At 64.1% G+C, this 12,150-nt stretch carries 15 protein-coding genes; 7 read left to right on the top strand and 8 right to left on the bottom strand.

From position 1 onward, the window contains the following. Positions 1-9: 9 nt before the first annotated feature. From AC3WL2_RS03190 to betC, 3 genes are all read right to left on the bottom strand, one after another. The gene (locus AC3WL2_RS03190; protein ID WP_102682980.1) at positions 10-1,575 is read right to left on the bottom strand and encodes a SulP family inorganic anion transporter; all 1,566 of its coding nucleotides are present in this window, start codon (positions 1,573-1,575) and stop codon (positions 10-12) included. Between the two features lie 168 nt (positions 1,576-1,743). Continuing rightward, entirely contained in the window at positions 1,744-2,667 is a 924-nt protein-coding gene (gene choX / locus AC3WL2_RS03195; RefSeq protein ID WP_102682981.1) for a choline ABC transporter substrate-binding protein, read from the bottom strand. A 14-nt stretch (positions 2,668-2,681) separates the two neighbouring features. After that, positions 2,682-4,199 (bottom strand): choline-sulfatase, encoded by a 1,518-nt coding sequence (betC, locus tag AC3WL2_RS03200; protein ID WP_102682982.1) that lies wholly within the window; start codon positions 4,197-4,199, stop codon positions 2,682-2,684. A gap of 109 nt (positions 4,200-4,308) precedes the next feature. Here betC and AC3WL2_RS03205 point away from each other — a divergent pair, with 109 nt between their 5' ends. Both AC3WL2_RS03205 and AC3WL2_RS03210 read left to right on the top strand, forming a co-directional pair. Then, the gene (locus AC3WL2_RS03205) at positions 4,309-5,205 is read left to right on the top strand and encodes a choline sulfate utilization transcriptional regulator (RefSeq protein ID WP_102682983.1); all 897 of its coding nucleotides are present in this window, start codon (positions 4,309-4,311) and stop codon (positions 5,203-5,205) included. A gap of 51 nt (positions 5,206-5,256) precedes the next feature. After that, positions 5,257-5,589, top strand: a complete 333-nt coding sequence (locus AC3WL2_RS03210; RefSeq protein WP_011531491.1) for a DOPA 4,5-dioxygenase family protein — start codon at positions 5,257-5,259, stop codon at positions 5,587-5,589. Positions 5,590-5,663: 74 nt separating this feature from the next. Here AC3WL2_RS03210 and trpA read toward each other — a convergent pair whose 3' ends face one another. Next, entirely contained in the window at positions 5,664-6,473 is an 810-nt protein-coding gene (trpA, locus tag AC3WL2_RS03215; protein WP_102682984.1) for a tryptophan synthase subunit alpha, read from the bottom strand. Beyond that, positions 6,470-7,687, bottom strand: a complete 1,218-nt coding sequence (gene trpB / locus AC3WL2_RS03220; protein ID WP_102682985.1) for a tryptophan synthase subunit beta — start codon at positions 7,685-7,687, stop codon at positions 6,470-6,472. Before trpB ends, trpA begins: the two co-directional genes overlap by 4 nt. A 111-nt stretch (positions 7,688-7,798) precedes the next feature. Here trpB and AC3WL2_RS03225 point away from each other — a divergent pair, with 111 nt between their 5' ends. Next, the gene (locus AC3WL2_RS03225) at positions 7,799-8,695 is read left to right on the top strand and encodes a LysR family transcriptional regulator (RefSeq protein ID WP_102682986.1); all 897 of its coding nucleotides are present in this window, start codon (positions 7,799-7,801) and stop codon (positions 8,693-8,695) included. Here the strand turns inward: AC3WL2_RS03225 and AC3WL2_RS03230 are convergent. After that, positions 8,692-9,015 (bottom strand): ElaB/YgaM/YqjD family protein, encoded by a 324-nt coding sequence (locus tag AC3WL2_RS03230; RefSeq protein ID WP_023632598.1) that lies wholly within the window; start codon positions 9,013-9,015, stop codon positions 8,692-8,694. The two genes, AC3WL2_RS03225 and AC3WL2_RS03230, sit on opposite strands and share 4 nt — an antisense overlap. A gap of 150 nt (positions 9,016-9,165) precedes the next feature. On the opposite strand from AC3WL2_RS03230, the gene AC3WL2_RS03235 reads away from it, so the two are divergent. Further along, positions 9,166-9,381 carry a dodecin gene (locus AC3WL2_RS03235; protein ID WP_102682987.1) on the top strand — a complete coding sequence of 72 codons (216 nt, stop codon included), beginning with the start codon at positions 9,166-9,168 and terminating at the stop codon, positions 9,379-9,381. 108 nt (positions 9,382-9,489) lie between these two features. Beyond that, the gene (locus tag AC3WL2_RS03240) at positions 9,490-9,711 is read left to right on the top strand and encodes a DUF1161 domain-containing protein (protein WP_102682988.1); all 222 of its coding nucleotides are present in this window, start codon (positions 9,490-9,492) and stop codon (positions 9,709-9,711) included. Between the two features lie 79 nt (positions 9,712-9,790). Here AC3WL2_RS03240 and AC3WL2_RS03245 read toward each other — a convergent pair whose 3' ends face one another. After that, positions 9,791-10,795 (bottom strand): LLM class flavin-dependent oxidoreductase, encoded by a 1,005-nt coding sequence (locus AC3WL2_RS03245; RefSeq protein ID WP_102682989.1) that lies wholly within the window; start codon positions 10,793-10,795, stop codon positions 9,791-9,793. 153 nt (positions 10,796-10,948) lie between these two features. On the opposite strand from AC3WL2_RS03245, the gene AC3WL2_RS03250 reads away from it, so the two are divergent. Together AC3WL2_RS03250 and AC3WL2_RS03255 are read left to right on the top strand one after the other, a co-directional pair. Further along, positions 10,949-11,374, top strand: coding sequence for an OsmC family protein (locus AC3WL2_RS03250; RefSeq protein WP_102682990.1), 426 nt, complete (start codon positions 10,949-10,951; stop codon positions 11,372-11,374). A 75-nt stretch (positions 11,375-11,449) separates the two neighbouring features. Next, positions 11,450-11,683: a DUF1161 domain-containing protein gene (locus tag AC3WL2_RS03255; protein WP_046853596.1), complete on the top strand. Its 234-nt coding sequence runs from the start codon at positions 11,450-11,452 to the stop codon at positions 11,681-11,683. Between the two features lie 39 nt (positions 11,684-11,722). Here AC3WL2_RS03255 and AC3WL2_RS03260 read toward each other — a convergent pair whose 3' ends face one another. After that, positions 11,723-12,136 carry a PA0061/PA0062 family lipoprotein gene (locus tag AC3WL2_RS03260; RefSeq protein WP_102682991.1) on the bottom strand — a complete coding sequence of 138 codons (414 nt, stop codon included), beginning with the start codon at positions 12,134-12,136 and terminating at the stop codon, positions 11,723-11,725. Between the last annotated feature and the right edge of the window lie 14 nt (positions 12,137-12,150).

The following is a 12,150-nucleotide window of genomic DNA, read 5'->3' on the forward strand; positions in this document are numbered from 1 at the left end:
TTTTAAAGCTCATTCCTCAAATCGAATGGGACACAGTTCAACCCCCTCCAGCTTCTGCAACTCCTCCATCACCTGCGGCCTTGCCCGCTGCAACGTCAGGCTCCCGCCACTGCGCATCAACCGCCGCGCCTCGCGGTGCAACATATCCACACCCGAATAATCGATGAAGTTCACCTGTCGCGCATCGATCACCACGTGTGGCCCCTGGCAGCGCTGAAGGCGCACCTGCAGGTAATGCGCCGCGCCGAAGAAGATCGACCCGCCCACCCGCAACACATCCGCCTCTCCTTCCCGGCTCTGCTGCACCCGTGGCCGCGACGTGCGCTTGAGGTAGAAGAACAATGAGGCCAGCACCCCGGCATAAATCGCCGTCTGCAGCTCCAGCAGCAATGTCGCAGCAGCGGTCAGCGCCATCACCAGGAACTCCGAGCGGCTGACCCGGAACAGCGCGCGAATGCCGCGATGGTCCACCAGCCCCCAGCAGATCAGCAGGATGCTCCCCGCCATCGCCGGGATCGGCAGGTGGGCGATCAGTCCGGCACCGGTCACGGCGAACAGCGCCACCCACAGCGCCGAGAACACCCCGGCCAGTGGCGACCGCGCACCTGCGTCGTAACTGAGGCCCGAGCGAGTGAAGGAACCTGCGGACAGGTAGCCGGAGAAAAACGCGCCGCCGATATTCGACAGGCCCTGTGCGCGGATTTCCTGGTCAGGGTCGATCAGTTGCTCCGAACGTGCCGACAACGAGCGAGCAATCGACAGGCTGGTGACCAGCCCCAGCATGCCCACCGCCACGGCGCTTGGCAGTAGGCGCAGCATCAGCTCCACATCCAGCAGAGGCAGCGGGCTAAAGGGCGGGAGCTGCCCGGTGAACGCAGCCACCCTGGGCACATGGCCGAAAACGCCGGGTAATAGCCAGGCCACCAGGCTGACCAGCAGCAGGCTTATCAACAGGCTTGGCCAGCGCGGGCGCCAAAGTTTCAACGCGATACCGAACACCAGTGTGGCCAGGCCCAGGGCCAGAGACGGCAGGTCCACTTCGCCGACATGGCCGGCCAGATCCTGCACGGTCTTCAACGCCGTGGCCTGGCTCGGCAGATCCATCCCCAGCAGGTTCGGTAACTGCCCAAGGGCGATGACGATGGCGGCGCCGAGGGTGAAGCCCAGCACCACCGAGTGGGAAACGAAATTGACCAGCGCACCGAAGCGCAACAGCCCCAGCAGCAACTGGAAGATGCCGCCGAGGAAGGTCAGCAGCAGTACCAGGGTCACATAGTCGGCGCTGCCGGCCACGGCCAGGGGGCTGATGCTGGCGTAGAGGACGATGGAGATGGCGGCCGTGGGCCCGCAGATCAGGTGCCAGGACGAGCCCCACAGGCAGGCGATCAGCACTGGGACGATGGCGGCGTACAGTCCGTACTCGGCGGGCAGGCCGGCGATCAGGGCGTAGGCGATGGACTGCGGCAGGGCGAGGATGGCGCCGCTCAGGCCCACCAGCAGGTCCTGGCGCAGGCTGCGGCCCGATTGACGGGGCAGCCAGGTGAGGAAGGGCAGCAGGTGAGTCAGGCGGGGCATGGGGCAACTCGCTTAGGATCCGATCTTGTGTTGGCCTTGCTGGCCTCATCGCCGGCTAGCCGGCTCCCACAGTGATACCACAAGCCTCAAGACTGTCGCTGTACCTGTGGGAGCTGCGGTTCGCCGCTGCGACTTGCCAGCGATGAGGACGGAACTGGCTGCAAGGCTCTAGAGTCTGCCTGTTACGGCCTCTTGGGCGCTGCCACCGGCTTTTGTGGTCACTCCAGCCAACCACCCTTCCAGCACCTGCGGATGGGCCTTCACCCAACCCCTGGCCGCCTCATCGAAGCTCACCTTCTTGTCCACAACCTCGGCCATGATGCTGTTCTCCATCTCCAGCGAGAACTTCAAGTTCCCCAGCAGCTTCGCCGCATTCGGGCAGGCTTGTGGATAACCTTTGCGGGTCAGGGTGTAGACATCGCCCTTGCTGCCGAACCATTTCTCCCCGCCCGTGAGGTAATGCATCTTAAGCTTCACGTTCATCGGATGCGGAGTCCAGCCAAGGAAGGTGATGAACTGCTGCTTCTTCACTGCCCGCTCCACTTGAGCGAGCATCGCCTGCTCGCTGGACTCGACCAGTTTCCACTGGCCCAGGTCGAACTCGTTCTTGTCGATGATCTCTTTCAGCGACAGGTTGGCCGGCGCGCCGGAGCCGATGCCGTAGAGCTTCTTGTCGAACTGCGCAGCGTGCTTTTGCAGGTCGGCGAAGTCCTTCACGCCCGCGTTCCATACGTAATCGGGCACCGCCAGGGTGAACTCGGTGCCTTCCAGGTTCTTCGCCAGCTGCTGCACATCGCCATTGGCGATGAATTTGTCATGAAAGCCCTGCTGGGCCGGCATCCAGTTGCCGAGGAAGGCATCCACCCGGCCATCCTTCAGGCCGCCGTAGATGATCGGCACGGCCAGGCTGTCGATCTTCACCTGGTAGCCCAGGCTTTCCAGGAGTAGGCGGGCGATGGCGTTGGTGCTGGCGATATCGCTCCAGCCGGGGTCGGCCATCTTCACGGTGCTGCATTGCGCGTCGCTGTCGGCGGCATGTGCCGTGCCCAGGCTCAGGGCCAGGGTGAGCACGGCGGTGGAGAACTTCTGCATGGCGGCCTCTCTTCTCAATCCAGGGGTGCGGGCTGTGGATAACGTGCCTTGCGCTCGAGGTCGTCGAGATCGATATGGTTGCGCATGTACTGTTGGCTGGCGTCCACCAATGGTTGGTGGTCCCAGCTTTCCAGCTTGCCGATGGCCAGTGCCTCGGCCACCAGGCGGCGGCGCCGTTGGCTGGCCAGCACCTGCTGGCGCAGGGCCGGGATATCCCAGCGCTGCCTGGCGTCATCGGCAAATGCCTGCAGCAGCGCCTGGTGGTCCGGGCTGCCGGTGAGGTTCTCCCGCTCGTGCGGGTCGCGGCTCAGGTCGTAGAGTAGCCATGGGTCGTCTTCGCTGTACACGAACTTGTAGGGGCCGCGGCGGATCATCATCAGCGGGCCGACCGTGCCTTCGGCCATGTACTCGCCGATCACTTCGTCATGCCCGCCCTGCCCTTGCAGGTGGCCGAGCAGCGAGCGGCCATCCAGGTGCAGGTGGTTATCCACAGCGCCGCCCGCCAGTTCGACCAGGGTTGGCAGCAGATCGCAGGTGGACACACTGGCGCCGATTCGCGCCGGTGCGAAGTGCTTGGGCGCATGGATCAACAGCGGCACCCGCGCCGCCATCTCGAACCAGTGCATCTTGTACCAGAGCCCGCGCTCGCCAAGCATGTCGCCGTGATCGCCCGAGAACACGATCAGGGTGTCGTCGGCCAAGCCGCACTCCTCGAGGGTCCGCAGCAGCTTGCCGATGTTGTCGTCGATGTAGCTGCAGGCGCCGAAGTAGGCGCGGCGGGCGTCGCGGATCTTGTCCACGGGCAGCGGCTTGTTCCACAGGTCGTAGACCTTGAGCAGGCGTTGCGAGTGTGGGTCCTGCTGATCCTGTGCGATTTCGTCGCGCGGCAGCGGGATATCCACAGCTTCGTACATATCCCAGTAGTGTCTGGGGATAGTGTAGGGGTCGTGCGGATGGGTCATGGAAACGGTCAGGCAGAACGGCCGGCCATCATCCTCGCGTACATGGTCGTAAAGGTACTGACGCGCCTTGAACACCACTTCCTCGTCGAAATCCAGCTGGTTGGTACGCACGCACGGCCCGGCTTGCAGCACCGATGACATGTTGTGGTACCAGCTCGGGCGCACGTCCGGCTCATCCCAGTTCACCGCCCAGCCGTAGTCGGCCGGGTAGATATCGCTGGTCAGCCGCTCTTCGTAGCCGTGCAACTGGTCGGGGCCGCAGAAGTGCATCTTGCCTGACAGCGCGGTGCGGTAGCCAAGGCGGCGCAGGTAGTGAGCGTAGGTCGGGACGTCGGCAGGAAAGTCGGCGGCGTTGTCGTAGGCGCCGATGCGGCTGGGCAACTGGCCGCTGACCAGGGTGAAGCGCGACGGCGCGCAAAGCGGGCTGTTGCAGTAGGCACTGTCGAACACCACGGCCTGCTCGGCGAGGCGGGCCAGGTGGGGCATCTTGATCGGCGATGGGTTGTAGATGGGCAGCAAGGGCGCGGCCATCTGATCGGCCATGATGAACAGGATGTTGGGTCGCTTCATGGGTGCCTTCCATCGTCGAGGGTTATGGGTACAGCTTGCAATCCAGCATGCGGCTGTGGATAACAGGGGTAAAGCCCATGCCGGGCAATGACTGGGATTAGCCAAGCTTATGTTCGAGCACCTTGCCGACCTGCCCCTCGACACCTTGCGCGTGTTCGAGGCCGCCGCCCGCCTGCGCAGCTTTACCGCTGCCGCCGTGGAGCTGGGCACCACCCAGCCGGCGGTGAGCCAGCAGATGAAGCGCCTGGAGGCGCAGCTGGGCACGCGGTTGTTCGACCGGATCTACCGGGGCATCGAGCTGACCGAGGCGGGGTTGCTGTTGTTCGAGCAGGTGCACCAGGGCTTGCAGGTGATGGACGATGGCGTTGCCCAAGCCAGTGGGCGCGGTCAGCGCGAGGTGCTGCAGGTGGCGACCGACTTCGCCTTTGCGGCGTTCTGGCTGATGCCACGCTTGCAGCGTTTCCACGAGGCTTATCCACAGGTGGACGTGAGCCTGGTGACCGGCGAGCGCAGCCAGGCGATGCTGCGCCCGGACATCGATGTGGCGGTGCTGTTTGGTAATGGACGCTTCCATCAGGGCGAGAGCCGCTGGCTGTTCGATGAGGAAGTTTTCCCGGTGTGCAGCCCTCGGCTGATTCATGGCAAACCCTTGTCAGCCGTTGCTTTGCAGCGATTGCCATTGCTGCATCTGAAGGGTGAGCAGGCCAGTCGCTGGTTCGATTGGGCCGGAGTTTTCCGCGGTCTTGGTGTGGACAGCCCTCCTCCGTCCGGTCAGCTGCGGTTCGACAACTACACCCTGCTGATTCAGGCCGCAATTGCCGGCCAGGGCGTGGCGATCGGCTGGGCGCACCTGGTGGACGGGCTGGTCGAGCAGGGGCTGCTGTGTCGGCCGTTGGAAGGCAGCTTGCGCTCGAAGCGGGGGTATTACGTGGTACTGCCGCCACGCAAGCGGCGTGGGGCGTTGATCGAGCGGTTTGTGGATTGGCTGGAGCAGGAGCGCCTGTAATGAGATGGCGTAGACTCCAAGATATTCGCATTACTGCAATCAGGAGCCACCGTGCAAAGGATCAAGGGCTATCACGCCCACGTGTACTACGACGCATCGACCATGGAACAGGCCCGTGAACTATGCGAGGAGGCGACGCGGCTGTTCCCCGTGACCATGGGCCGCATGCACCAGAAACCGGTCGGGCCGCACCCGGACTGGAGCTGCCAGCTGGCGTTCGGGCCGGAGGTGGTGGGGGTGGTACTGCCGTGGCTGGCGCTGTATCGCAAGGGGCTGGTGGTGTTCCTGCATCCGGAAACCGGGGATGAACTGGCGGATCACCGCGATCATGCGATCTGGATGGGGGCGATCAGGCCGCTGGACCTGTCGATTTTCGAAGGCTAGTTGCTTGGGCCGGCAAGCTCCCACGAGTCGTGTGGGAGCCGGCTTGCCGGCGATCGAGGGCGAAGCCCTCGCGCTTAGTTGCGTGCCGCGCGCACACCTTCAGCCAGCGCCGAGCACAGGCTCAGCACATCATTCACAGCCTGGTCGGCACCCTTGGCCTGGGCGATCTTGTCGACCAGCGCCGAGCCCACCACCACGCCATCGGCCAGGCGGGCGATAGCCGCAGCCTGCTCCGGTGTACGAATGCCGAAACCAACGCTGATCGGCAGGTCGGTATGCCGACGCAGGCGCGCAATGGCCTCGGTCACATGCTCGGTGGTCGCCGAGCCCGCACCGGTCACGCCGGCCACCGACACGTAGTAGACGAACCCGGAGCTGCGCTCCAGCACGCGCGGCAGGCGCGCGTCGTCGGTGGTCGGGGTGGTCAGGCGGATGAAGTCGATGCCGGCGGCCTGGGCCGGGGTAGCCAGCTCGGCGTCGTGCTCCGGCGGCAGGTCGACGATGATCAGGCCATCGACACCAGCTTCCTTGGCTTCGGCGACGAACTGCTCCACGCCGAAGCGATGGATCGGGTTGTAGTAACCCATCAGCACGATCGGGGTGGTTTGGTTCTCCACACGGAATTCACGCACCATTTTCAGGGTCTTGGCCAGGGTCTGGCCAGCTTCCAGGGCGCGCAGGGTGGCGAGCTGGATGGCCACGCCGTCGGCCATCGGGTCGGTGAACGGCATGCCCAGCTCGATCACGTCGGCACCGGCGGCCGGCAGGCCCTTGAGGATTTGCAGCGAGGCATCGTAGCCGGGGTCGCCAGCGGTAACGAAGGTGACCAATGCCGAGCGGCCTTCGGCCTTGAGATCGGCGAAGCGTTGTTCGAGACGGCTCATGCCTGTTTCTCCTGGGCGGCCATATGGTTCATCACGGTTTGCATGTCCTTGTCGCCGCGACCGGACAGGCAGATCACCATCAAGTGGTCCTTGGGCAGCGTCGGCGCGCGCTTGATCGCCTCGGCCAGGGCGTGGGAGCTTTCCAGCGCCGGGATGATGCCTTCCAGTCGGCAGCTGGTGTGGAAGGCGTCCAGGGCTTCGTCGTCGGTGATGCTGACGTACTCCACGCGCTTCACTTCATGCAGGTAGGCGTGCTCCGGGCCGATGCCGGGGTAGTCCAGGCCTGCAGAGATCGAGTGGGCGTCGGTGATCTGGCCGTCGTCGTCCTGCAGCAGGTAGGTGCGGTTGCCGTGCAGCACGCCCGGCATGCCGCCGTTGAGGCTGGCCGCGTGCTTGTCGGTGTGCACGCCGTGGCCGCCGGCCTCGACGCCGATGATCTTGACGCTCGGCTCTTCGAGGAACTCGTGGAACAGGCCCATGGCGTTGGAGCCGCCGCCGACGCAGGCGATCAGGCTGTCGGGCAGGCGCCCTTCCTTCTCGTGCAGTTGGGCGCGGGTCTCTTTGCCGATGATCGACTGGAAGTCGCGGACCATCGCCGGGTACGGGTGGGGACCCGCCACGGTGCCGATCAGGTAGAAGGTGTCTTCGACGTTGGTGACCCAGTCGCGCAGGGCCTCGTTCATCGCGTCCTTGAGCGTGCCGGTGCCGGCGGTGACCGGGACGATCTCGGCGCCCAGCAGCTTCATGCGGAACACGTTGGCCTGCTGGCGCTCGATGTCGGTGGCGCCCATGTAGATCACGCAGGGCAGGCCGAAGCGCGCGGCGACGGTGGCGGTGGCCACGCCGTGCATGCCGGCGCCGGTTTCGGCGATCAGGCGTTTCTTGCCCATGCGCTTGGCCAGCAGCACCTGGCCGATGCAGTTGTTCACCTTGTGCGCGCCGGTGTGGTTGAGTTCTTCACGCTTGAAGAAGATCTTGGCGCCGCCGCAGTGCTCGGTCAGGCGCTCGGCGAAGTACAGCGGGTTGGGCCGGCCGATGTAGTCGCGTTGGAAGTAGGCCAGCTCTTCAAGGAACTTGGGATCGGCCTTGGCGGCTTCGTATTCGCGGGCAAGGTCGAGCACCAGCGGCATCAGGGTTTCGGCCACGTAGCGGCCGCCGAACGAGCCGAACAGGCCGTTGGCGTCGGGGCCGGGGCGGTATTGGGTCTGGGTCATGGGGCGCTCCGTAGGCGAAGTAGAGATTCGATGGGCTTTACTCTAACCACGACGTGGCCGGCTGAAAACCGATAAGATTGCGCAAACCTGTCAGGAAAACTCACGAGTAAGATGGCTCAGGACCTTCCTCCCCTCAATGCGTTGCGGGCCTTCGAGGCGACAGCCCGGCTGAACAGTGTCAGCCAGGCAGCAGAAGCGCTTCATGTAACCCATGGCGCGGTCAGCCGGCAGATCAAGGTGCTTGAGGAGCATCTGGGGGTAGCCTTGTTCGTCAAGGACGGGCGTGGCGTCAAACTCACAGATGCCGGTGTGCGTCTGCGCGATGCCAGCTTCGAGGCCTTCGACCGGCTGCGCGGTGTCTGCGCCGAGCTTTCCCGCGCTGCCGACGAAGCGCCGTTCGTGCTCGGTTGCTCCGGCAGCTTGCTGGCGCGTTGGTTCATCCCGCGCCTGGGGCGCCTGAAAGCCGACCTGCCGGAGCTGCGCCTGCACCTGTCAGCGGGCGAAGGTGACCTTGATCCGCGACGCCCGGGGTTGGACGCACTGCTGGTTTACGCAGAGCCACCGTGGCCGGCGGACATGCAGGTGCATGTGCTCGCCGAAGAGCGCATCGGCCCGGTGATGAGCCCGCGCTTTGACGCTTTCGATCGTTTGAAAGCCTTGCCAGCCGTGGCTTTGCAGCATGTTGCCGTACTCCATACGACCTCGCGGCCGCAGGCTTGGCCTACCTGGGCGCGACAGCATGGGCTGGCGCCCGAGGCGCTGAGTTACGGGCAAGCCTTCGAGCATCTCTACTACTTGCTGGAAGCAGCGGTAGCCGGGCTGGGGGTGGCCATCGCCCCGCAACCGCTGGTGGCGGACGACTTGAAGGCTGGGCGGTTGGCCGCGCCATGGGGCTTTTCCCCCACCAATGCGGCACTGGCCTTGTGGGTACCCCGGCGCGCCGCGGACGGGCGCGCCGAGCAACTGGCGCAATGGCTGCGCCAGGAGCTGCAGCGACAGACGGGTTAGTTGCGGCGGCACATCAGGTAGGCGGCCAGCAGGCCCAGGGCGCCCACCGCGACACCTGCGGTGGTCCAGGGGTGTTCCTGGGCGTAGTCGCGGGTGGCTACACCGGTTTCGCGGGTGCGGGTCTTCACTTCCTCATAGGCATCGCTGAGCAGGCTGCGTGAGTGCTTGAGGGCGCTTTCGGCGTTGCCGCGCAGCGTCTTCATGGTCTTCTGCGTTTCTTCCGACGCATCGTGCTTGAGGCCTTCCAGAGTCTTGAGGAGGCTTTCGATCTCGGCTTCCATGCTTTCCAGTGAGGTTTTGCGCAACGCATTGCGTGCCATGTCGACTCTCCTTGCTGAGTGGGGATGTACAGGTTGCGACTGCGCAGCTGGGTGAAAGTGCGATCGAACTTTCCCCTGCGGCGATCGCTCGCAGGTAAACCGGGCCTGTGCTGCTAGGCTCAAGCCACTACCCACTCAAGGAGAGCGCTCATGTCGGATCATCACACCTACAAGAAGATCGAGCTGGTCGGGTCCTCGCCCACCAGCATCGAAGAAGCGATCAACAATGCCCTGGCCGAGGCCGGCAAGAGCATCAAGCACCTGGAATGGTTCGAAGTGATCGATACCCGCGGGCATATCCGTGACAACCAGGCCGCGCATTTCCAGGTGACGCTGAAGGTTGGGTTCCGCATCGCCAACAGCTGAAACCAAGCTGGGCTAGGCTTGCCCGGCGTGTTGAGGTATCAAGGTTAAGGTTGCAGGGCGCGTGCTTCGCGCCCTTTTTGTCTTTGATCTGTACAAGGAAAGCGATCGATGAAGAAATTGATTCTGGCCGTGGGCCTGATGGTGCTGGCTGGCGGCGCGATGGCGGCGGGCAAGCCGTGCGAGGAACTCAAGGCTGAGATTGCGGCGAAGCTGGATGCCAAGGGTGTGAAGGGCTACAAGCTTACGATCGCACCCAAAGGTGATCCTGCCGACAAGGTGGTGGGTACCTGTGAGGGTGGTACCAAGGTCATCGCCTACAGCCGTGATTAGTAGCTGTACCGCGGGACAAGGCCGCTACCCACAAAGGCTCTGCTAGTCCTGTGGGAGTGGGCTTGCCCCGCGATTGATTTCACTCGTCCTTGAGCGCCTGCGCCATCAGCTCATAGGACTTGATACGGTCGGTGTGCTCATACAGGTCACTGGTAAAGATCAGCTCGTCCGCCCCTGTCTGCTCCAGCAATACCTCGACCTTCGCCCGCACCTTCTGCGGGCTGCCGATCATCGCCAGGCCCAGGAAGCTGCTCACCGCATCACGTTCATGGGGCAGCCAAAGGCCATTCATGCTCTCGACGGGCGGGCGCTGCATCAGGCTCTGGCCACGGATCAGCGCAAGGATGCGCTGGTACACCGAGGTGGCCAGGTATTCGGCCTTTTCGTCGGTTTCAGCCACCACCATCGGAATGCCCAGCATCACGTAAGGCTTGTCCAGCGTCGTCGACGGTTTGAAATGGTCGCGATAGATGCGGATCGCCTCGTGCATGTAGCGCGGCGCGAAATGCGAAGCAAAGGCGTAGGGCATGCCGCGCATGCCGGCGAGCTGGGCACTGAACAGGCTGGAGCCGAGCAGCCACATGGGTACCTCGGTGTCGTGGCCGGGCACGGCGATGACTTTCTGGTCGTCGGTGCGCGGGCCCAGGTAGCGCGACAGTTCCTCGACATCGTCCGGAAAGTCGTCGGCGCTGCCGGAGCGCTCGCGGCGCAAGGCGCGGGCAGTCATCTGGTCGGAACCTGGGGCGCGGCCCAGGCCCAGATCGATGCGGCCTGGGTACAGGCTGGCGAGGGTGCCGAACTGTTCGGCGATCACCAGCGGTGCGTGGTTAGGCAGCATCACCCCACCAGAGCCGATGCGGATGGTCGAGGTACCACCGGCGAGGTAACCGATCAGCACGGCGGTGGCCGAGCTGGCGATACCGTCCATGTTGTGATGCTCGGCGACCCAGAAGCGGTTGTAGCCGAAACGCTCGACGTGTTGCGCCAGGTCGAGCGAATTGCGCAGCGATTGCGCCGGACTGCCGTCGGCGCGCACGGGCACCAGGTCGAGGGTGGAAATCTTCAGGTCTCGCAGGTGCGTCATTGGAGCCTCCGCTACAGGTGGTTGGCCATGGGCCTTCTGGACTCTGTATGGGCATATTCGCTGGATTCAATGCCTTCTTACAGATTGATCTGAACTTGGCGTGGGCCTGGTCCTCAGAACCTTAGACACCCCAACCCTGTGAGAGGAGGCAGCATGAAGAAGACAGCATCGGCGCTCTGGCAAGGTGGCCTGAAGGATGGCAAGGGCCAGATCTCCACTGAAAGCGGCGCGCTCAAGCAAGCGCCCTACGGCTTCAACACCCGTTTCGAAGGCACGCCCGGGACCAACCCGGAAGAGCTGATCGGCGCTGCCCATGCCGGCTGCTTCTCCATGGCGTTGTCGATGATGTTGGGCGAGGCGGGATTCACGCCTGAACGGATCGACACTCACGCCGAGGTGAGCCTGGACAAACAGGCCGATGGCTTTGCCATCACCGCCGTTCACCTGACCCTCAAGGCCACCGTGCCTGGGGCCAGCGAGGCGCAGTTCCAGGAGATCGCCAACAAGGCCAAGGCTGGCTGTCCGGTGTCCAAGGTGCTGAACGCAACTATCAGCCTGGATGCCACCCTGCTTTCCTAGGAGGCGCAACGGCGGCGGTTTCCTGTAGTCTAATCAGCGTTGGCAGCTCGTCTGCCCTGCCTCAGGAGCCGTTCCATGATCCGCGTAGCATTTGGTGTGCTGGCTTCCCTGCTGGCCACCGCCGCATTGGCCGCGCCCAAGCCGTGCGAGGAACTCAAGGCCGAGATCGAAGCAAAGATCCAGGCGAACAAGGTTTCCTCCTACACGCTGGAGATCGTGCCCAACGCCGAGGTCAGTGACCCCAACATGATCGTTGGCAGCTGCGATGGCGGCACGAAGAAGATCATCTACCAGAAGAATGATCGGTAAGGCTCGACAGTCGGGGCTGCACAGCAGCCCCGCCATCGATCAAGGAATGCATGTGACGTTGCTCGGTTCGTTCACCAGCACCTTGCGGCTGGCGTCGTACAACAGCACCTGCGGCTGCATCGCCGGAGCCCGGGCCTCCAGGCGGTAACGCTCGCCCGCCTTGAAATCGTTGTAGCGCACGGTCAGGTAGCAGGTCCGCTCGGTCGGGTCGGTACTGAAGCCACCGGCGTAGATCTCGTAGTCGAAACGCACCACCAGTTCGTGCCGGCCCGGCGTCACCTGAAAGTAGCGGCCATCGTCCAGGCGCTTGCCGTCCAGGCGGTCGGCCATGAGGGTGCGGCCGGGGGTGATGGTGTACATGTCGATCCAGGCCTTGCCGGGGTCGGCGGGGGGCAAGGGGCTGGCGCAAGCCCCCAAAGCACTGAGGGCCATCAGCATCATGGGCTGGCGCATGGTGAAACTCCCGC

It is taken from the genome of Pseudomonas sp. FW305-96 (assembly GCF_058783825.1).